Source organism: Phyllobacterium zundukense, assembly GCF_002764115.1.
Taxonomy (GTDB): Bacteria; Pseudomonadota; Alphaproteobacteria; order Rhizobiales; family Rhizobiaceae; genus Phyllobacterium; species Phyllobacterium zundukense.
On sequence record NZ_CP017940.1, the window covers coordinates 284330 to 305306 of the forward strand.

General features: G+C 56.9%; 21 protein-coding genes and 1 other RNA gene. 13 read left to right on the plus strand and 9 right to left on the minus strand.

What is annotated here, in order from left to right; all coding sequences use genetic code 11:
- Positions 1-27: 27 nt before the first annotated feature.
- On the minus strand, positions 28-327 hold the full coding sequence (locus BLM14_RS01395) for a hypothetical protein (protein WP_099997763.1): 300 nt from the start codon (positions 325-327) through the stop codon (positions 28-30).
- 238 nt (positions 328-565) lie between these two features.
- On the minus strand, positions 566-1597 hold the full coding sequence (locus BLM14_RS01400) for a DNA topoisomerase IB (protein WP_099997764.1): 1032 nt from the start codon (positions 1595-1597) through the stop codon (positions 566-568).
- A gap of 223 nt (positions 1598-1820) precedes the next feature.
- On the opposite strand from BLM14_RS01400, the gene ku (BLM14_RS01405) reads away from it, so the two are divergent.
- A complete protein-coding gene (ku, locus tag BLM14_RS01405) occupies positions 1821-2627 on the plus strand; it encodes a non-homologous end joining protein Ku (RefSeq protein ID WP_099997765.1) in 807 nt (268 codons plus the stop codon).
- Here the strand turns inward: ku (BLM14_RS01405) and ligD are convergent.
- The 4 genes from ligD to BLM14_RS01425 form a co-directional block, all read right to left on the minus strand.
- Entirely contained in the window at positions 2624-5170 is a 2547-nt protein-coding gene (gene ligD / locus BLM14_RS01410; protein WP_099997766.1) for a DNA ligase D, read from the minus strand. The two genes, ku (BLM14_RS01405) and ligD, sit on opposite strands and share 4 nt — an antisense overlap.
- A 3-nt stretch (positions 5171-5173) precedes the next feature.
- On the minus strand, positions 5174-6007 hold the full coding sequence (ku, locus tag BLM14_RS01415; RefSeq protein WP_099997767.1) for a non-homologous end joining protein Ku: 834 nt from the start codon (positions 6005-6007) through the stop codon (positions 5174-5176).
- A 70-nt stretch (positions 6008-6077) separates the two neighbouring features.
- Positions 6078-7379 carry a CynX/NimT family MFS transporter gene (locus BLM14_RS01420; protein ID WP_099997768.1) on the minus strand — a complete coding sequence of 434 codons (1302 nt, stop codon included), beginning with the start codon at positions 7377-7379 and terminating at the stop codon, positions 6078-6080.
- Positions 7376-8053, minus strand: a complete 678-nt coding sequence (locus BLM14_RS01425) for a FadR/GntR family transcriptional regulator (protein WP_099997769.1) — start codon at positions 8051-8053, stop codon at positions 7376-7378. The genes BLM14_RS01420 and BLM14_RS01425 overlap by 4 nt, the downstream gene beginning before the upstream one ends.
- 437 nt (positions 8054-8490) lie before the next feature.
- Here BLM14_RS01425 and BLM14_RS01430 point away from each other — a divergent pair, with 437 nt between their 5' ends.
- The 6 genes from BLM14_RS01430 (at position 8491) to phoB (ending at position 14756) form a co-directional block, all read left to right on the plus strand.
- Positions 8491-9534, plus strand: a complete 1044-nt coding sequence (locus tag BLM14_RS01430; protein WP_099997770.1) for a PstS family phosphate ABC transporter substrate-binding protein — start codon at positions 8491-8493, stop codon at positions 9532-9534.
- Between the two features lie 87 nt (positions 9535-9621).
- Positions 9622-11088 carry a phosphate ABC transporter permease subunit PstC gene (gene pstC / locus BLM14_RS01435; RefSeq protein WP_099997771.1) on the plus strand — a complete coding sequence of 489 codons (1467 nt, stop codon included), beginning with the start codon at positions 9622-9624 and terminating at the stop codon, positions 11086-11088.
- Positions 11085-12401 carry a phosphate ABC transporter permease PstA gene (pstA, locus tag BLM14_RS01440; RefSeq protein WP_099997772.1) on the plus strand — a complete coding sequence of 439 codons (1317 nt, stop codon included), beginning with the start codon at positions 11085-11087 and terminating at the stop codon, positions 12399-12401. Before pstC ends, pstA begins: the two co-directional genes overlap by 4 nt.
- Before the next feature lie 66 nt (positions 12402-12467).
- Entirely contained in the window at positions 12468-13241 is a 774-nt protein-coding gene (pstB, locus tag BLM14_RS01445) for a phosphate ABC transporter ATP-binding protein PstB (protein WP_237143506.1), read from the plus strand.
- 78 nt (positions 13242-13319) lie between these two features.
- Complete coding sequence (gene phoU, locus BLM14_RS01450) at positions 13320-14051, plus strand: phosphate signaling complex protein PhoU (protein ID WP_099997774.1); 732 nt, start codon at positions 13320-13322, stop codon at positions 14049-14051.
- 18 nt (positions 14052-14069) lie between these two features.
- Positions 14070-14756, plus strand: a complete 687-nt coding sequence (phoB, locus tag BLM14_RS01455) for a phosphate regulon transcriptional regulator PhoB (protein WP_162293128.1) — start codon at positions 14070-14072, stop codon at positions 14754-14756.
- A 4-nt stretch (positions 14757-14760) separates the two neighbouring features.
- Here the strand turns inward: phoB and BLM14_RS01460 are convergent, their stop codons facing one another.
- Genes BLM14_RS01460 through BLM14_RS01470 form a run of 3 tightly spaced genes read right to left on the minus strand, consistent with a single transcriptional unit; the run spans position 14761 to position 17243 of the window.
- Entirely contained in the window at positions 14761-15951 is a 1191-nt protein-coding gene (locus BLM14_RS01460; protein WP_099997775.1) for a vWA domain-containing protein, read from the minus strand.
- Between the two features lie 5 nt (positions 15952-15956).
- Positions 15957-16403 carry a GNAT family N-acetyltransferase gene (locus BLM14_RS01465; RefSeq protein WP_099997776.1) on the minus strand — a complete coding sequence of 149 codons (447 nt, stop codon included), beginning with the start codon at positions 16401-16403 and terminating at the stop codon, positions 15957-15959.
- The gene (locus BLM14_RS01470; protein ID WP_100000974.1) at positions 16404-17243 is read right to left on the minus strand and encodes an AAA family ATPase; all 840 of its coding nucleotides are present in this window, start codon (positions 17241-17243) and stop codon (positions 16404-16406) included. It lies immediately after the preceding gene.
- A gap of 115 nt (positions 17244-17358) precedes the next feature.
- Here BLM14_RS01470 and ssrS point away from each other — a divergent pair.
- From ssrS to BLM14_RS01500, 6 genes are all read left to right on the plus strand, one after another.
- A non-coding RNA gene (gene ssrS / locus BLM14_RS01475) (6S RNA) lies at positions 17359-17515 on the plus strand.
- 30 nt (positions 17516-17545) lie between these two features.
- Positions 17546-18160 carry a 5-formyltetrahydrofolate cyclo-ligase gene (locus BLM14_RS01480; RefSeq protein WP_099997777.1) on the plus strand — a complete coding sequence of 205 codons (615 nt, stop codon included), beginning with the start codon at positions 17546-17548 and terminating at the stop codon, positions 18158-18160.
- Between the two features lie 65 nt (positions 18161-18225).
- Complete coding sequence (locus BLM14_RS01485; protein ID WP_100000975.1) at positions 18226-19050, plus strand: TIGR00282 family metallophosphoesterase; 825 nt, start codon at positions 18226-18228, stop codon at positions 19048-19050.
- A gap of 82 nt (positions 19051-19132) precedes the next feature.
- Positions 19133-19876, plus strand: a complete 744-nt coding sequence (locus BLM14_RS01490) for a TerC family protein (RefSeq protein WP_099997778.1) — start codon at positions 19133-19135, stop codon at positions 19874-19876.
- Positions 19877-19925: 49 nt separating this feature from the next.
- Positions 19926-20507, plus strand: a complete 582-nt coding sequence (locus BLM14_RS01495; protein WP_100000976.1) for a biotin transporter BioY — start codon at positions 19926-19928, stop codon at positions 20505-20507.
- A 32-nt stretch (positions 20508-20539) separates the two neighbouring features.
- The gene (locus BLM14_RS01500; protein ID WP_237143433.1) at positions 20540-20929 is read left to right on the plus strand and encodes a DUF1284 domain-containing protein; all 390 of its coding nucleotides are present in this window, start codon (positions 20540-20542) and stop codon (positions 20927-20929) included.
- The last annotated feature ends 48 nt before the right edge of the window (positions 20930-20977 follow it).

Sequence of the window (20977 nt, forward strand, 5' to 3'; positions counted from 1 at the left end):
CTTTCGTTTGGGCAGCACGCGCGCCAGCTAATGCTCGGTCCGTGGCTCGCTCAATGAAATCCTGGCATCCCTGAAGGGAAATGGCTTCTGGAAGTGCCCGCGGCCTGCCAGGAAATTGAGCTCACGGTTTGCTGCCATTACGGCTAGTTCGTCTTCATCGCGAATGCCGCTTTCGAATATAGCCATGATAATGCGGGCAAGGTCGTTGCAGCGTTCATGTGTTTTGGGGCAGCGGTCCAGCAATTGCGATGCCCTGTTGTGAGCTCGCTGCATGATTTCCCAATCAGTCGTTGCAAAGATACGTCGGTCTCGGTCCGAAAATGCCATGACACGCTCCCTCTGTTCGGGCGAGAACACATCCTGTTGCGGGTCGCCGTTCCCGCGTGCTCATCAGAGCTGGCAATATCAGAAAAGCTAAGCGCATTTCTGAACCAGCCGCAAATCGAATTTAATTGTGCAGTCTTCCGCACCACTTACCGCAATGCGGAATCAGGGTCCGCATCATCAAATTGAGCAAGGGCCTATCCATCATTTGGTGGAGCCAGACAAAATGTGATTAGCCGGTTCATGCCGATGACTGAAGTGTTCGTGCATTTGCTCTTTCCAGCAGACGCATCAGGCCGGTTTCGGCGCCGCTCAGACCCTTGCGGTATGGCGCCCGGAGAAGCGAATTGTCGAGATCGCCGGCATTGAAGCAGTCTGTCACCAACGGGTGAACATAGCTTGATCTGGTCACTGCGGGTGTGTTGCGCAGAAACTCGCTGACATTGCGCATTGCCGCGGCGATTGCCCGTTTTCTGGCTGCATCGGTCCTTGCATCGATCTGGGCAAGGAACTCAAGCGCGCGTGCCGAACCATGAAATGTCCGGAAATCCTTGGCACTGACTTTCGAGCCGGAGATTTCGCGTAGATATTCGTTCAGCTCGCCCGCATGGAGGCTGCGCCAGCGGCGTTCGTCCTTGTATTGGAAGAGCCTGCCGCGCCTTTTCAGCGTGCTCAAACGCTTTACGGCGCACCGGTCCTTGATGGTTATTTCGTTCTTTTTCTTGGACTTGCCGGCGAAGACGAAATTGGCAACGTTGCCGTCGATCTTAAGATCACTGCTCTTGAGCGATGCGATGCCGCGACCACCATCCTTGGCATATTTTTCATGTCCCGCGCGGAAAGCCTTCTGGTCGATCAACCGTACCGCAAGCGCGGCAAGCGGACGGCTCGATGTGGGCGGGCGTTGCATGTCGCGAAGGATGCGCTTGCGGATATGGGGGAGCGCCTTGCCGAAGGCGAGCAGGCGATGGGTCTTCATGCTGTTGCGCACGGATTCCCATTTCGGATGATAAATATACTGACGGCGTCCGAGATCGTCCTTGCCAACGGCCTGAATATGCCCGCTTTCGCTGTCGCAGCAGAAGACGTCAGTCCAGGCGGGCGGGATGACCAGGGCGACCATACGCTCAACGTGTTTTTTGGAGACCGGCCGTCCATTGGTCCGACTATAACTGAATCCATTTTTGGATGGCTCGCGTTTCAGGGTGAATGTGTCCGGGTCGACCAGTTCGAGGCCGAACTCTTCCGCATAGTCGACATAATCCAACGGCATTTCTTCACCCTGTTGCTGCGGATGAAGAACGTGGCAGGGGGGCGACTGTTCCCTGCGCAGCCAAAAAGGTGCATGGTGCTGAAGGTGAACTCTTTGCCAGCCTGCCGCAGATCAACAAGCTGGACATACTGGCGTCAAAGCTGCCCTGAACCCGCGCTCGGCAATTTTGGAACCAAATTTCGGCTGAATCGTTCATGCCAATCGTAAGGGGAAGGTATGTTCCATGGCTCCACGATCATTCTGGAAGGGATATCTCAAACTCTCACTCGTGACTTGCCCGGTGGCGATGGTGCCGGCGACCACAGACGATGAAAAAGTGCGCTTTCACACGCTGAACCGGAAAACTGGCAACCGTGTCGTGAGCCAATTTGTCGATTCAGTGAGCGGCAAGCCCGTCGACGAGGATGATGAGGTCAAGGGCTATCAGCGCGGCGAAGATGAATATGTCATGCTCGAGGATGATGAGATCAGTGCGGTAGCACTTGAAAGTACGCGCACGATCGACATCGAGATGTTTGTCCCACGCGAGAGCATCGACTGGATCTGGTATGACAAGCCGCATTATCTGACGCCGGACGATCCTGTGGGTGAGGAAGCTTTTTCGGTGATCCGCGACGCGATGGAAGCGACAGGCAGGGTCGGCATATCGCGACTTGTCATGTACCGGCGCGAGCGGGCGGTGATGCTGGAGCCGCGTGACCGCGGCATTGTGCTATGGACGCTGCGCTATGGCGATGAGGTGCGCGATCGCGATGCCTATTTCGGTGATATCAAGAATGACAAGATCGACAGTCAGCTGATGGAACTGGTGAAGACTCTTATCGAGGAGCGGAAGAAGCCCTGGGACCCGAAAATGGTCGACGATCCCGTACAGGATCGTCTGCTGGAGATCATCGCCGCGAAGAAGAAGGGCAAGAAGCGGCCTGCCGCGACGAAGGCCGCCGAGCCTGACCAATCGAGCAATGTCATCAACATCATGGATGCGCTGCGCAAGAGCATTGCCAGCGAAGGCAAATCCAAAAAACGTTAGGTGCTCTTCTTGCGCGGCGCCTTCGGTTTTTCGATCGGGGCGGCGGCGGCACGAAAATCAGCCCAGGGATCGGTTTTGTATGAGGAAACCCGGATCGGGGTATTCAATACGGTAAAATAGTTGGGTCCTATGCCGGGATTCAGTTCATCCCATGCCAGAGGCATTGATACCGCCGCACCTGGACGCGCACGGGTAGAGTATGGTGCGACTGCGGTGGCGCCTCTCTGGTTACGCAGATAATCGATGAGGATCTTGCCTTTGCGCTTCGACTTGGTGATCGTCGAGACGTAGAGATCGGGGCTGTCCGACGCCATGGAATCGGCGATGGCCTTGGTGAAAGCCTTCACCTCCGGCCACGCGGCCTTGGGTTTCAGTGGCACAACCACATGAAGGCCCTTGCCTCCCGAGGTCTTGAGAAAGGCCTTGAGGCCGGCCTGTTCAAGCCGCTGACGTGTTTCCTGTGCCGCTTCGATCACTTTTGTCCAAGGTACGTCATCGCCAGGATCAAGGTCCATGATGATCATGTCCGGATGTTCCCAGTCGGCAATGGTCGAGCCCCACGGGTGAATTTCGAGAACGGCGGATTGCACCAGACCGATCAGGCCATCGAGATCATTGACGCTGATCAGCGGTTCGCCATCCTTGTCCTTGGGGTCCTTCACGAGGGCGATGTTCGGATTGAGGCCCTTCCAGGCGTGTTTCTGGAAGAAGGATTGGCCGGTGATGCCTTCGGGACTTCGCAGGAGGGCCAGCGGGCGACCAACGACGAAGGGCGAGACATACTTCCAGACGTCCGTGTAATAGTCCGCCAGACCTTCCTTGGTGACACCCTGTTCGGGCCAATAGATGCGATCGGGATGAGTGAGTTTCACGGAGTGCCCCTCGGGTTTGAGTGGAGCGGCCGGTCTTGCTGCTTCTCGGACGACTTCAGTTGGATCTTTATCTTCGCGCAAGCCGCGAAAGGCGGCATGCCGAAGGTTCCCGTCCGCAGTCCAGCTGCGGAATTCCACATCTGCTACGAGCTCCGGCTTCGTAAAGCGTACCTGTCTGGCGGCATCGGCGCTCAGACGCTCGGCAAAGGGGCTTTCCTGCACGCGAATGCGTTCAAGCCTGCGGTATAGGTCTTCGGCGAGGGATGCGCTGTAGCCCGTGCCGACACGGCCGACATGTTCCAGCTTCTTGCCGTTATAGACGCCCATGACCAGCGAGCCTATGGCCTTGCGCGAAGTCGTGGACGGCACGTAGCCCGCAATGACGCATTCCTGGCGTTCTGAACATTTGGATTTGACCCAGCTCTTGCCGCGACCGGGGCGATAGGGGGCATCGCGCAGTTTCGATACGATGCCTTCGAGGCTGAGACGGCAGGCATGGTCAAGAATGAGCGCACCATTTCCCTCGAAATGCTCGCTGTAGCGGATGAGCGTCGATGCACCGCTGACAAGCTCTTGCAGCATGGTCTTGCGTTCGACCAGCGACAGGCCCTGCAAATTATAGCCGTCGAGATAGAGAAGGTCGAAAATATAAAAGACGAAGCGGTCTGTCCGGTCTGCGCTGAGATCGGCCTGCAGGGCGGAAAAATCCGAGGCGCCAGCCGCGGTTTCCACCACCAGTTCACCATCGATGAGTGCCGTACCAACGGGCAGGTCCTGAAACGCCGCCACTATCTGCTTGCCAAACTTTTTCGTCCAGTCGAGACCGCTGCGGGTAAGGAGCTTGACGCGGCCAGCTTCAATCCGCACCTGCAGGCGATAGCCATCGAACTTTATCTCGTGGATCCAACGCTCGCCTGTGGGCGGTTTTGGCGCGAGTGCAGCCAATGCCGGTTCGACGAAGGAGGGGAGGCGAGTCTTCTTCGCTCCCTTTACGCTGGAAGGATCGGGGACGGTGGCTTCATCCGCCACGACGGGCTTTTTTGAAGGCTTTGCCTTTACGGCCTGCTTGTCGATCTTGCCGGTCTTCGACGACCATCCCGGGTCTTCACCGGCCACTTCGGCAATCTCACGGCCGGTTTTTACGGATTTCGGCTTTTCCTCAAGGATATCGGGATCGCGTTCCGAGCGCGCAGCTTCGTCCTCACCCTTGATCAGCAGCCAGTTTTCATGTTTTTCGCGCGGCTTGCCTTGCATGCGCACCAGGTGCCATCGCCCGGAGAGCTTCTTGCCATGAAGCTCGAATTCCATGTGGCCTTTCGCATAGCCCCGGTCGGGATCATGGACTGGAGCCCATGTACCGCGATCCCAGATGATGACGGTGCCGCCGCCATATTCCCCCTTGGGTATCGTTCCTTCAAAGTCACCATATTCGAGCGGGTGATCTTCGACATGGACAGCCAGCCGCTTTTCACCCGGAACGAGACTGGGGCCGCGGGTCACGGCCCAACTTTTCAGGACGCCATCCATCTCGAGCCGGAAATCATAATGCAGCCGTCGTGCATCGTGCTTTTGAATGACGAAGCTGTTTCCGGTCTTGCGGGCCTTGCGGCCCTTCGGTTCGGATGTCGTCTTGAAATCGCGTTTCTTGCGGTAGGTTTCAAGCGCGACCACAGATCAGCTCGCTTTCCGACGCACAGGCTCCGCCTTGGCTTTCTTCGCCGCTGCCGGTTTCTTGCCCATGCCTGCGCTTGCACGCAGTGCCTGCATGAGATCGACGACCTTGTCGGTTTTTTGTTGTTTTCTCGCGGGGATCGCCTTGCCTTCAAGTTTTGCCTTGACCAACTCGGCAAGCGCCTCCTCATAGCGATCGTCGTATTTCGATGGGTCGAAAGTGCCGTATTTCGTCTCGATGATATGTTTGGCAAGGTCGAGCATCTCGCCCTTGATCTTCATCTCAGGAATATCGCTGAAAGCGTCTTTGGCCGAACGCACTCCATAATCGAAATTCAAGGTGGTGGCGATCAGGCCGGAATCTTCGGCGCGGATCAGCAGCGTACGGACGCGGCGGAAAAGCACCGTCTGGGCGAGGGCGGCGACTTTCTCAGCCCTGAGGCCCTCGCGGATGAGTTCAAATGCCTCCTGGCCATGTCTGTCGCTTGGCGTGAGATAGTAGGGCTTGTCGAAATAGATATGGTCGATCTCATCGTAGGATATGAAGGCTTCGACAGCCATGGTCTTATCGCTTTCAGGAACCGCAGCTGCAACCTCGTCCGGCTCCAGCACGATGTAATCATTGGCGCCGATCTCGTAGCCCTTGACCTGATCCTCACGTTCGACCGGCTTGCCGGTGTCGCTGTCGATGAATTGCCGGTTCACTCTGTGGCCGGTTTCGCGATTGAGGGTATGGAAGGCTATGCGGTCCGCTGTCGAGGCGGCCGTATAAAGGGCTACGGGGCAAGTGAGCTCCGCAACCTTCAGAAAACCCTTCCAGTTTGCTCGTGGCGCCAATACTCAAGACTCCCTTCGGCTACGCGAGGAAAATGCCGGAGAATACATTTGGTTCCGATTGCAGGGCTTATTATGCCGAAATCCTTTGGATTTGGATAGTGCGGGCCTTTACGTGCGTTGCGCGCCCGGCTCCCCAGCCGAATATGGCGACCCCAAGCCCTAGTAAAACGAACAGGATTGCCGTTGTACCGTAACCCCCGGTTACACTGTGGATCAGCCCGACAAGCAGTGGGCCAACGGCGGCAAGCATGTAGCCAATGCACTGCGCCATTCCCGAAAGATGGGAAGCGACATGGGAATCTCCGGACCGCAACACGATGATAGTCATGGCAACCGCAATAAGCCCGCCCTGCCCAAGGCCCTGAATGACGGCCCAGAGCCAGACGGTCGATAAGGGCGCAAACAGGAAGCCGAGCAGGCCCGCGACAGCAAGTGTGACAAGCGCGACGTTGATCAGCCGCTGGTCTTTGCAACGTACCGCGATCGAAGGCACGAGGAGGCAGGCGAAAACCTGCGCCATGACAGAAACGGAAACAACGACGCCCGCTGTAACCCCATCGAGGCCCCGGTGACGCAGGATGGGCGACAGCCAGCCGAAGACGCAGTAAGCCAGGGCCGATTGCAGGCCCATGAACAGGGTAACCTGCCATGCCAGGCGATCACGCCACAGCCCCTCGACCTTGAAGCCGGCATGTTTCGTCCGGACCTTTCTGAAAAGCGCATGCGGAAACCAGATCAATGCAACGAGAACTGCCGGCAGGGCCCATGCACCGAGCGCCAGCGACCAGGAGCCACTCAGCATACGTTGCAAGGGAAGCGTGAAACCAGCAGCGCTGGCCGCCCCGGCGCAGAGCGCCATCGTATAGAGACCGGTCATCATTCCGGTCCTGCTGGCAAAATCACGCTTTACAAGGCCTGGCAGCAAAACATTGCCAGTGGCAATACAGGCACCTGCAAGAGCGGTTCCAAGGAAAAGCAAGGGCAACGAGCCAAATCCGCGCAAGGCGGTGCCGAGCGCCAGAAGCAGCAAGACGCCCAGCAAGGTGCGTTCAGCACCGATGCGCTGTGCCAGTTTTGGCGCGAGCGGGGCAAATACGCCGAGACAGACAACAGGCAGCGTGGTCAAGACGCCGGCGCCAAAGGACGAAAGCCCTGTCTGTTCGATGATTTCCGGCAGCAGTGCGGAAGCGCTTGAAAAGACGGGACGAAGATTGAAAGCGATAAGAACAAGACTGAGGCCGGTGACGATCTGTGCTGCCCGGCTGGCGAAAATCGGAGCCCGGGGCTCCGGAACACTGTCGGCTTCGGCATTGATCAGCTGCTCGCTGACGATGTCCTGGGCTCGGGAGAGAGGGGAAATATGCTGATTCATGATGCGAGGAACCGGTCAAGTTCAAGGATGATGGGGGCCATGAAGGCGCGGGTGGTCAATGCAGCCCTGTCCGGATCGCCGGATGCGATAGCATCCACAATGGCGATGTGGGCAGCCATGTCAGGTTCGGGAAGTTCGCCGGTTACGGTCGCCTTGATGACCTCCTGAATCGAGGCCGAGAAAAACTCGTAGACTTCCGCGAGGGCATGATTTCCGGAGGCGGAGACAACAGCCTTGTGGAAGGCAAGATCCCGTTCGACATAGTGATCGTGGTTTGCGGCATCATATTCCCCGCGATCAGCCAGCAGTTGACGAAGCCCGGCGATGATCTCCGGCGTGTGACGCATGGCGGCCAGCCGTGCTGCCTCGACTTCGAGCGCGCACCGGGTTTCAACCTGATCGCGAAGTCCGGTTCGCCGAATCCGCAGGAGGCTGTCATCCGCATCGATCACCGACCGCACATAGGTTCCGGAGCCTTGCCTTGTCTCGAGAAAACCTTGGGCAACCAAAACGCGAACGGCTTCGCGAACTGTTCCCCGGCTGACGCCGAGCATGTCGGCAAGTGTCGCCTCATTCGGTATGCGATCGCCTACTTGCCAGCGATTGGCTGTGATTTCCACACGGATGTTTTGAATTGCAGTGTCGGCAAGATTGGTACGGGCGGCGGGCTGCATAATCGCTAAGTCCTAAAGTCATCGGATGACTTGACTAATATGAATTCACGCATGCCATGTCAACACGTCTTTGTGACACAAGCGGCTCGATGGAATTCAGAATATCGGTTCAAAGGGGCCCGCTTTAGACGCAACCGCAAGCGGGCGCCGGAAGCAGGTGATGTCTATCCAATCTGTGCGGAACCAATCGTCGCAATTGAATGACAAGAAGTAACTGGAATCATTGACGATATGGCTCTGACGTCTCCTACATCCAATTGTGTAGACGGGTAACTTTATGGTTTTAGACACATTTTTGATTCTGATAGCGACTTCGATCGCTCGTAGCTGCCGCTACAGAACTGTTACATTGCTGTCATATGACTGTAATAAAGGTTCTATAGACCGCAGACGACGTCGGAGGCGTCACAAGAATTAAACCAACAGGAGCTGCTCCTATGAACAAGCTATTTTCCACGGCCGTGTTGCTTGCAATTGCGGTGGCCGCATCGACAGTTGGCGCATCCGCCCGCGACCAGATTCAGGTTTCAGGCTCCTCGACGGTGCTGCCATATGCCAAGATCGTTGCCGAATCCTTCGGTGAAACATTCCCCAATTTCAAGACGCCAGTTGTTGAATCCGGTGGTTCGGGCGCCGGCATCAAGGAATTCTGCAAGGGCGTTGGTGAAGACACCATCGACATTGCAAATTCTTCCCGTCCTATGAAGGACACCGAGTTGAAGTCCTGCGTCGATGCTGGCGTCAAGGATGTTGAAGAGATCCGTATCGGTTATGACGGCATTGTCTTCGCGACCGACATCAAGGGTCCGGATTGGAAGCTTACACCTAAGGATGTCTATCTGGCGCTCGCTGCGCAGATCATCGTTGACGGCAAGCTGGTTGCCAACCCGAACACCAAGTGGAACCAGGTTAACCCAGCCCTCCCGGATTGGGACATCGCTGCCTACATTCCCGGTGAAAAGCATGGCACACGTGAAGTCTTCGAAGAGAAGCTCCTGAGCGGTGGCTGCAAGGCGAGTGGTGCGGCAGATGTGATCAAGACCCTGGGTCTGGATGAAAAGGCCGCCGCTGCCGCCTGTGTCAAGGTACGCAAGGACGGCAAGGCAATCGACATCGATGGCGACTATGCCGAGACATTGGCACGTATCGACGCCAACAAGACCGGCGTTGGTGTATTCGGTCTCGCTTTCTATGAGAACAATGCCGACAAGCTGAAGGTTGCGACTGTTTCGGACGTCGTTCCGAGCACGGAAACGATTTCTTCCGGCAAGTATCCTGTTTCCCGCCCGCTGTTCTTCTACGTAAAGAAGGCGCATCTTGGGGTCATTCCTGGCCTGAAGGAATATGTCGACTTCTTCCTCGACGACCAGATGATTGGTGACGACAGCCCGCTCGTTGAGTACGGTCTGGTTGCTGCACCGGAAGCAGAGCGCAAAGCCCAGCGTGACGCCTTCGCTGCTGGCACGACAATGAAGAAGTAAGCTTGAACATGGGAATGCGGGCAGCTCCGGCTGCCCGCATTCCTTCTCAAAATTCGTGAATTTGCGGGACAGATCGAGGAAGCTTTGATGTCCACTTCATTGGTATTTGTGATTGTCGTAGCTATTGGTGTTGTCGGATACTTCCTCGGGCGCCAGCGCGCTGTCAGTCAAGACAACGGAAGCATCAAGGCGCATTCCATGCCCCATTATCATGGATGGTGGGTTTTCCTGGCTTCTGCCTTGCCAGCGATCCTTTTCATTGCCGTCTGGGCGGCCGCGACGAGCCTCTATCTGGAGCGTTCGGCTATCGCCGAACTGCCGGTGCGTAATGCCGACACGGTCATTGCCAGCCAGAGTCTCGAACTCGGCATGGTCAGCGGTATTGCGCGCGGGCTCAGCAAGCTCAGCAATGAAGAGAGAGCCACTCTTCCGCAAACCTTCGCCGAACTGCGCCCGCTTCTCTCGGCCAAAGGTGTTGCTCTCGCGCCCGACGGTCAGGATTACATGATCCCGATTGCTGTCGAATGGAACAAGAACACAGCACGGGCGAACAATATTGGCGGCACTATCGCCCTTGTGCTTGCTATAGCCGGCGCAATCTTTGGTTTTTCAGGCGTTCATGCCCGGGCACGTGCCCGCAACAATGTCGAGCGCGTTATCCTCTGCGGGCTGATTGCTGCCTCTACCATTGCCATTCTCACTACCGTCGGCATCATTCTTTCGATGCTTTTCCAGACGCTCACTTTCTTCCAGTCGGTTACGCCCTCGAGCTTTTTCTTCGGCACAGTTTGGGATCCGCGCTTCGCCGCGGCAGGGGCCGGAGAATCGCAAGGTCAGTTCGGCCTGATCCCGCTGCTTGCCGGTACGCTTTATATTGCTGCTGTCGCCATGCTGTTTGCTGTTCCGGTTGGACTTTTCTCCGCTATTTACATGGCCGAATATGCCAGCCGGAGAGTGCGTTCCGTCGTCAAGCCGTTACTGGAAGTGCTCGCCGGCATTCCGACGATCGTCTACGGTTTCTTCGCATTGGTCACGGTCGGGCCGTTCCTGCGTGATCTCAGCGCGGCCATATCCGGCGGTTATGCTTTCATCCAGGCGCAAAGTGTCCTTACCGCGGGTATCGTCATGGGTGTCATGCTGATCCCCTTTGTCTCGTCGCTTTCGGACGATATCATCACCGCGGTTCCAAGATCGCTGCGCGATGGCTCGCTGGGGCTCGGTTCGACCCACTCGGAAACGATCCGCCGCGTGGTTTTGCCTGCCGCCTTGCCGGGTATCGTCGGTGCGCTGCTGTTGACCGCCTCGCGGGCAATCGGCGAAACAATGATCGTGGTGCTGGCAGCCGGTGTTGCCGCCAATCTCAACATCAATCCATTTGACGCGATGACGACGATCACGGTCAAGATCGTCAACCAGTTGACCGGCGACCTTGAGTTCAACTCACCGCAGACGCTGGTGGCGTTTGCCCTTGGCCTCACCCTCTTCTTCATCACCCTGGCGATGAACATCTTCGCGCTTTATATCGTGCGTAAGTACCGGGAGCAGTACGAATGACCGACATAGCCCTCAATCCAGCTGCCGTCTCAGCCAAGCAGACCCGCCGCGATATCGGCCTGAAGCGCCGCTATGCTGCCGAGCGCCGTTTCAAACTCTATGGCATCATCGCGATTGCCATCGGCCTCTTCTTCCTGGTCGCTTTGCTGTATTCGGTGTTTTCCAACGGCTACACTGCTTTCTGGCAGACCGAGGTCAATCTCTCGATTAATCTCGATCCGAAGATCATCGATCCCGATAACAAGCGCGCAACTGATCCGAATGTGCTGCTGACCGCCAACTATCCGGTGCTGGCGCGTAATGCGCTCGCCGAAAAGCTCGGCGTGAGCTCGAGCGACAAGGCTGGTATGCGTGAGCTCGGCAAATTGTTCTCTGAAGGCGTTCGCGGACAATTGCGCCAGCTGGTTGCCGGCAATCCGTCATTGATAGGCACAACCCAGAATGTCTGGGTGTTGACCGGCGCCGATATCGATTCAGCCTTCAAGGGCCAGATCGATCTGAATGTCGAGGAGGCCCGCCGGAAGGTTTCCGACAAGCAGGTCGAATGGATGAACAAACTCAAGGGCGAAGGCGTCATGGCCCAGCGCTTCAATACCGGTCTCTTCACTTATGGCGCGTCCAGCCGCCCGGAGACGTCGGGTCTGAGTGTGGCCCTGATCGGTTCGCTCTACATGATGCTGATCGTATTGTTCCTCTCGCTGCCGATAGGCGTTGCCGCTTCGATCTATCTTGAAGAGTATGCCAAGAAGAGCCGGCTGACCGACATTATCGAGGTCAACATCAACAATCTTGCGGCTGTTCCCTCGATCGTGTTCGGTCTTCTGGGACTTGCCGTCTTCATTAACTTCTTCCACATGCCGCGTTCGGCTTCGCTGGTGGGTGGTCTTGTCCTGACCCTGATGACCTTGCCAACGATCATCATCGCGACGCGAGCCGCGCTACGCGCCGTTCCACCGTCAATCCGCTCGGCCGCCCTTGGCATCGGGGCATCCAAGACACAGATGGTCTTCCATCATGTTCTGCCACTCGCTGCGCCTGGCATCCTGACGGGGACCATCATTGGCCTTGCCCATGCGCTGGGTGAAACGGCGCCGCTGCTTCTGATCGGTATGGTGGCTTTCGTTGCCAACAACCCAGTCACTCCGCTCGATCCCGCCACGGCATTGCCGGTACAGATCTACATGTGGGCGAATGAGGCGGAACGCGCTTTCGTCGAACGGACGTCCGGCGCCATCATCGTGTTGTTGCTTTTCCTCGCGGTCATGAACATCACAGCTATCATTCTGCGTCGCCGCTTCGAGCGTCGCTGGTAAAAGGGAAAGGCTCTGGCTATGAACCTGATGACGGAACGAAATCTCGAAAAAGCGGTAAATGAAAAAATGAACGCTCAGGTGAATGCGATCAAGATGCAGGGCAAGGATGTCACCGTTCATTATGGCGACAAACAGGCCCTGTTCGGCGTCAACCTCGATGTGCCCGAGAAGATGGTAACGGCGCTTATCGGACCATCCGGTTGCGGCAAGTCCACCTTCCTGCGCAGTCTGAATCGTATGAATGACACGATTGAAGGCTGCAAGATCGGCGGCAAGATCACGCTCGATGACGAGGATATCTACAATCCGAAGATCGATGTTGTGGAACTACGCGCCCGTGTCGGCATGGTGTTCCAGAAGCCTAACCCCTTTCCGAAGTCCATCTTCGAAAATGTCGCCTACGGCCCGCGTATTCACGGCCTCGCCAAGAATCGCCAGCAGCTCGAGGAAATCGTTGAGAAGAGCTTGCGCCGCGCCAGCCTGTTCGACGAGGTGAAGGATCGCTTGCACGAGGCGGGAACCGGTCTGTCCGGTGGTCAGCAGCAGCGCCTTTGCATTGCGCGCGCCATCGCCGTCAGCCCGGAAGTCATTTTGATGGATGAACCGTGCTCGGCGCTTGATCCTATTGCTACAGCCAAGGTCGAAGAACTGATTGACGAATTGCGCCAGAACTACACGATCGTCATCGTGACGCATTCGATGCAGCAGGCAGCCCGTGTTTCGCAGCGGACAGCCATGTTCCATCTCGGCAATCTGGTAGAGGTGGGCGATACGGAAATGATGTTCACCAATCCGTCAGAAAAGCGAACACAAGACTATATCACCGGGCGCTTCGGCTGATTGAGTATTCAAATTGTTACTGCGTCCTTTGTGCGTTCGTTAAGACGCTCGTCGCAGTGAGGAAACGAGGGTAAGAACATGACCGAACAGCAGGCCCAGCATACTGTGCGTTCCTACGACGATGAACTGAAGTTCCTGACGCACAAGATCGCAGAGATGGGCGGTCATGCGGAACGGATGGTCGAACAGGCGGTCACCGCGATGGTCAATTCCGACAACGCGCTGGCACAGCGCGTGATTTCGGACGATCTGATCCTCGATGCCGGTCAACGGGAAATCGATGAAAAGGCCATTACCATCATTGGCAAGCGTCAGCCGATGGCTATCGATCTGCGCGAGATCATCGGCACGATCCGTATTTCCTCGGATCTCGAGCGCATCGGCGATCTCGGCAAAAACATCGCCAAGCGGGTCGTTGCCGTTACCGATACCCGGCAGACGCTGTCGGTTTATCGCGGTCTGCAGACTATCGCCGAACTGGCCCTGACGCAGCTCAAGGATGTGCTGGATGCCTATGCGACACGTTCTGTCCAGCAGGTAAACATTGTGCGTGAACGCGATGACGAGATCGACGCGCTCTATACCTCGCTGTTCCGCGAACTACTGACCTACATGATGGAAGATCCGCGCAACATCTCGGCTTGCACGCACCTTCTGTTCTGCGCCAAGAACATCGAGCGTATTGGCGACCACGCTACCAATATTGCCGAGACCGTCTATTACATCGTCACCGGTTCGCAATTGCCGGCCGAGCGACCGAAGGAAGACCAGACTCACAGCATCGTCGTCGACGAAGCCAGACAATCGTAATCCAGGATAGAACGAGCCATGGCGATAGCCCCCAAAATCACCGTTGTGGAGGACGAGGAAGCTTTGAGCGTCCTTCTCCGGTACAATCTTGAAGCTGAAGGCTATATTGTTGAGACGATCACGCGCGGCGACGAAGCGGAAATTGCGTTGCGCGAGAAGGTGCCGGATCTTCTGATCCTTGACTGGATGCTGCCCGGTCTTTCCGGCATCGAGCTTTGCCGGCGCCTCCGAGCCCGGCGCGAGACGGAAATCCTGCCGATCATCATGCTGACGGCACGCGGTGAGGAAAGCGAGCGGGTGCGGGGTCTGGCGACCGGTGCGGACGACTATATGGTCAAGCCGTTCTCGACGCCGGAGCTTCTCGCCCGCATCAAGGCGATGCTACGCCGCGTCAATCCGAGTCTTCTTTCGCATGTTCTGAGCTTCGGCGACCTGAAGCTCGACCGTGAGCAGCACCGCGTATTCCGCAAGGAACGTGAACTGAAGCTCGGGCCGACGGAATTCCGCCTATTGGAATTCCTGATGCAGTCGCCGGGACGGGTGTTCTCACGCGGCCAGCTGCTCGACAATGTCTGGGGCGCGGATATCTATGTCGATGACCGCACGGTCGACGTGCATGTCGGACGGCTGCGCAAGGCGATCAATATTGGCCGTTCGATCGACCCGATCCGCACCGTACGCGGCGCCGGGTATTCGTTCGGCTGAGCGTTCAGTGCTTACGCGAGAGTTCGCGGGTCGCGGTCTCGATGCCTGAAAGGGTAAGCGGATACATCCGCTGCGCGAAAATTCCGCGGATCATGGACGTCGATGCCGTGTAGTTCCAATAGGCTTCCTTGGTGGGATTGAGCCAGACCGTATTCTTCCATTGGTCGAGCACACGTGTGAGCCAGACAGCACCGGCTTCCTCGTTCCAGTGTTCGACGGAACCCCCAGAATGCGAGACTTCATAGGGCGCCATCGCCGCGTCACCGACGAAGATCACCTTGTAGTCCGATCCATATTTATGGATGACATCCTGCGTCGGGATGCTTTCGGTATAGCGGCGGCGGTTGTCCTTCCACACAGCCTCATAAAGGCAATTATGGAAGTAGAAATACTCCATGTGCTTGAACTCGGAGCGCACGGCTGAGAACAGCTCTTCGGCGATCTTGATATGCTCGTCCATGGAACCGCCGACATCAAAGAACATCAGCAGCTTGACATGATTGCGCCGCTCCGGCCGGATCTGCACATCCAGATAGCCGTGTTCCGCGGTGGATCTGATTGTTCCCGAGAGATCCAGTTCGTCCTCGGCGCCCTCGCGCACCCAGCGCCGCAGTCGCTTCAGTGCAACCTTGATGTTGCGCGTGCCGAGCTCAACACTGTCATCGAAGTTCTTGAACTCCCGCTTGTCCCAGACCTTGACTGCCCGGTGATGGCGGCTTTCGTCCTGGCCGATCCGCACGCCTTCCGCGTTATAGCCATAGGCGCCGAAGGGTGACGTGCCTGCCGTACCGATCCATTTCGACCCACCCTGATGACGGCCCTGCTGTTCCTCGAGGCGCTGACGCAGGGTTTCCATCAGCTTGTCGAAGCCGCCAAGTGCTTCGATCAGTTTTTTCTCTTCCTCGGTCAGGTGTTTTTCCGCCAGTCGCCGCAGCCATTCCTCCGGAAGATTGGCCACGTCGACGGCACCTTCGCCATGCAAGGCTTCGATGCCCTTGAAGACATGGCCGAAAACCTGGTCGAAGCGGTCCATGTGCCGCTCGTCCTTCACCAGCGCGGAGCGGGCGAGATAGTAGAACCCTTCAACGTCATAGGTCACGAGCCCCGCATCCATCCCCTCGAGCAGCGTCAGATATTCCCCCAGGGATACGGGAATTTTCGCCGCTTTGAGTTCCAGGAAGAAGGGGATGAACATCGCCTCTAGACCATCTTCACATATTTGATGAAAGGCGTGACCTTGGCGATACGGTCATAGAGTTGGCGGGCCGTCGTGTTGTTCTGGTTGGTCGTCCAGTAAACCGAATGTGCGCCGGCCTTGGTTGCTTCGGCGTGGACTGCCTCGATGAGGGCGCGGCCGATACCTTTGCCGCGGACTTCCGGATCGGCGTAGAGATCCTGGAGATAACAGACGTTCTCGATGCTCCAGCAATGGCGATGAAACAGATAATGGGTGAGGCCAACCGGCTTACCGTCAAGTTCCGCGATGAAACCGCGATATTCGTGGTCGGCGCCGGAAGTCAGCCGGGCGAATGTGGTCTGATAGACTTCTTCCGCAACTGTGGTCTCATAGAAGGTCAGGTAGCCAGTCCACAGCCGGCGCCATTCGGTCTCGTCGGATGTCTGCAATGGGCGGATTTCAACGCTCATTTATCCCTGTCTCCTCGCCATGAATGCCAGTCGTTCGAACAGGTGTACGTCCTGCTCGTTTTTCAGAAGCGCCCCATGCAGTTTGGGCAAAGCATTTTTCGGGTCGGCGCGCAGATCCTCGGGTGCAACATCGTCGGCAACGAGCAGCCTGATCCAGTCCAGCGCCTCGGAGGTTGAGGGCTTCTTCTTCAAGCCAGCAACCTCGCGAATTTCGTAGAACTGGGTGAGGGCGGCGCGAACGAGGTTCTTCTTGATGCCGGGATAATGCACCTCGACGATCCTGGTCAGCGTGTCGACATCGGGGAATTTGATGTAGTGGAAGAAGCAGCGGCGCAGAAAGGCGTCGGGCAGCTCCTTCTCATTGTTCGAAGTGATGATGACGATGGGCCTGTGCACGGCCTGAATGGTTTCGCCGGTCTCATAGACAAAGAACTCGTTGCGATCGAGTTCCTGCAGCAAATCATTGGGGAACTCGATATCGGCCTTGTCGATCTCATCGATCAGGAGCACGACTTTCTGGTCTGCGGTGAAGGCGTTCCATAGCTTCCCCGGCTTGATATAGTTCCTGATCTCATTGAAGCGCGCATCGCCAAGCTGCGAATCCCTCAAGCGGCTGACGGCGTCGTACTCATAGAGGCCCTGCTGCGCCTTGGTTGTGGATTTGACGTTCCATTCGATGAGATCGAGGTTAAGCGCAGCGGCGATCTGGCGCGCAAGTTCCGTCTTGCCGGTTCCCGGTTCACCCTTGACGAGCAGCGGGCGTTCCAGTGCAATCGCGGCATTCACCGCGATCATCAAATCCTTATCAGCCACATAGGCCGCTGTTCCTTCAAACCGCATCATAGGTCCTTTCACGATGGGGCGAGATTAGGGTCGGGAGAGAATGAGGGCAAGTGCATGAAATTAGCCGACGACGCCACTGGTGCAATACATGCATCCGTCCTATATTTGTTTTGGCGCTCTGCGCTTCTCGACAGGAGAGACATATTCCCCGGGGCCTTAATGATCCCTTAGGGAGCTGTCCCTGAGGAGGCCCGTGGGCTTCTTCACACGGCACCCACCTACTTTGTAGGTTCCCGGGATCGACTTCTCCATCGGTTGTGTGGACGCCACTTCTATTTTTGCTCATCCCGAGCCGGCTTATGCCGGCGCCTCATGAGATCGCCACTGTGCAACACCTCTCCCCCATCAAAGAATTGAAGAAAAACCTGCGGCTGGAAGCCTTGGGTCGTCGCGATGCGCTTGACGTTGAATACCGGATCGAAGCATCGATACGAATTGCCGATATCGGCTTGGCGTCCTTTCACCTTGATCCGGGAGCGATTGTTTCAGGTTTCTGGCCCATCCGTTCTGAAGTGGATCTGCGCCCGCTGCTTTTCGGTCTGCGCGAGGGCGGTGCTCGGCTCTGCCTGCCAGTGATCATCGACAAACGGACCATCCTGTTTCGCGAGTTGGTACGGGGCGCGCCGATGATCGAGACAGGCTTTGGTACGGCGGGGCCACCAGAAGATGCGGCGGTTCTTGAACCCACTTTCATGTTGGTTCCCTTGGCCGCCTTTGATGTACGCGGTCACCGCATCGGCTATGGTGCGGGCTATTATGACCGGGCCATCGCCCGCTTGCAGGAGATAGGCGTTAATCCGAGGCTGATCGGTGTGGCGTTTGACTGCCAGGAGGTCGAAATCGTGCCGGATGAGCCGCACGACATGCCGCTGGAGGCTATCCTGACGGAAAGCGGCTTGCGCAGCTTTGGCTAGGCGGATAAAGCCAATTAACAATTACGAGCCCCGCTGAAACGGGAGCTTTCTATCAGGATGTGCGCGTGAGATTACTTTTTCTTGGTGACATGGTGGGCCGCTCCGGCCGGACAGCAGTCTATGAGCAATTGCCAGGGCTGATATCCGATCTGAAACTCGACTTCACCATCGTCAATGGCGAAAATGCTGCCGGCGGTTTTGGTATCACCGAGGAAATTTTCCACGACACGATCAATGCCGGTGCGGATGTTGTCACCACAGGCAATCACGTCTGGGACCAGCGCGAGGCGCTTATCTTTGCGGCACGGGAACAGCGCTTCCTGCGGCCTGCGAATTTCCCGCTCGGTACTGCCGGTAAAGGCTCGGGTGTGTTCCTTGCCAAGAATGGTGCCCGCGTTCTCGTGTCCAACATCATGGGCCGGGTATTCATGCATCCGGATCTGCACGATCCCTTCACCATTGCCGAGGAAATCCTGGCCGCATGCCCTCTCGGCGAACAGGCGGATGCGGTGGTTTTCGATTTCCACGCGGAAGCGACCAGCGAGAAGCAGTGTTTCGGCCATTTTGTCGATGGCCGTGCCAGTTTCGTCGTCGGCACCCATACGCATGTGCCAACGGCGGACGCGCAGATCCTGAATGGCGGTACGGCTTACATGTCCGATGCGGGCATGTGCGGCGACTATGATTCCTCTCTCGGCATGGACAAGGAAGAACCGCTCAATCGCTTCCTCTCCAAAGTGCCGAAGGGCCGGTTCGAAGCGGCGAGCGGCAAGGCGACTATCTGCGGTGTTGGCGTCGAGATTTCCGACCGCACCGGGCTTGCCGAAAAGATCGCACCTTTGCGGCTTGGGCCGAGACTTGAAGAAACTATCCCGTCCTTCTGGAAATGAATTGACCGAAGGCCGTAGGCACCCTTAAGTCGTGCCATCGGTTTGCACCATCCGGGCCATTAGCAACGCAGGAACGACCCCCATGGAAGCGCTTCTCTCCCATTTCGATTTCATCTATCAGCCATCCGGCCTGATTGCACTCGTTACGCTGGTCGTGATGGAGGTTGTGCTAGGCATCGACAATCTCATTTTCATTTCGATCCTCACCAACAAGCTGCCGAAGGAACAGCAGGCGCGCGCCCGCCGTCTCGGCATCAGTGCTGCACTCATCCTGAGGCTCGCCCTTTTGTTCACTATTTCAATCATCGTGCAGCTGACGGAACCCCTGTTCGAGGCCTTTGGACATGGCTTCTCCTGGCGCGACCTGATACTAATCGCCGGCGGGTTGTTCCTGGTATGGAAGGCAACGAAGGAAATCCATCATACGGTCGATCATGAGGATGCCAAGGACGACGTTATCGGCAAGGCCGTGACCCTGACGATGGGCGCGGCGATTACGCAGATTCTCGTGCTGGACCTCGTATTTTCTGTCGATTCGATCATCACCGCCGTCGGCATGACCGACGAGATCGCCATCATGGTGATTGCGGTCATTACTGCGGTGGCGGTCATGCTGCTCGCTGCCGAGCCGCTGTCAAAGTTCATTGCGGCCAATCCGACGATCGTCATGCTTGCCCTGGGCTTCCTCCTGATGATCGGCATGACGCTGATCGCCGATGGCTTCGGCTTCCACGTACCCAAAGGCTATATCTATGCGGCGATGGGTTTCTCGGCTCTCGTCGAGGCGCTCAACATGCTGGCACGCCGCAGGAAAAAACGTGCGTGATCTGAACCTGGCTGACCTGTTCAACATTTTTACGAGGAATTTTAATTCGATGAATTACCTGATGCTCTCTGGCGCTTTCGTTCCCCTGAAACTCGCCAATCGTTCGATTGCTTATAAGGCGCTGGCCGTCCTCATCGGTACGGCATTTCTCGCCGTCAGTTCCTGGATATCCGTGCCGATGGTTCCGGTGCCAGTGACCATGCAAACCTTTGCAGTTACCATGGTTGGAGCGCTTTATGGCTGGCGTCTTGGCGGGATCACTGTCATCGCCTGGCTTTTCGAGTCTTTTGTGGGATTGCCTGTTCTGGCTAACGGCATGCCTGGCCAGATTGCGTTTGCAGGCCCAACAGCTGGATATCTTGTTTCTTTTCCGGTCGTTGCTGCATTTGTTGGTTTTCTGGCTGAACGCGGGTTCACCCGCAACCCGTTTGCCTCCTTTGGTGTCATGCTTCTCGGTAATGCACTCTGCCTCGTGCTCGGTGCATTCTGGCTGGCGAACATCATCGGGTTCGAGAAAGCCTGGACCTTCGGTGTTGCGCCGTTCATTGCTGGCGGCGTGCTCAAATCTGCGCTAGCAGCAGCGACGATCGAACTGCTCCGCCGCTCAGGGATCATGGTCCGCCTCTCTTGACGATAAGGCTTCGCCCCCACCATCTGCTATGCATGCTGACCTATGTCGGTAAAGGCTATAGTCCGGCCTTTACCGCCAACTACGACAAGGTCGTTGCGCGGCTCGTGGCAGGCGAAGATATCATGATCCATGAGGGGCCGGACGATATCTGCCAGCCCCTCCTCGAAACGCATGAGCCGCATTGCTTGCGCGACAGTATTGTTGAGCGGGATGCAAAGGCGGCGCATGACGTCGGCCAGTTGCTTGGCCAATCCCTGCAAGCCGGAAATGTGATCGCGCTTGATGGCCTGGTCCTCGAGCGATTTCGCACGGCTTTCATGAATGGCGCCACACGATCGGCCTGCACGGGATGCGAATGGTTCGATCTTTGCTCGACTGTCTCGGAAACTGGTTACCTTGAGACACGCCTCAACCTTTGCTGAAAATACTGTGACAGCTAAACACGCTTGTATGCTGGACGAGACGCCTGT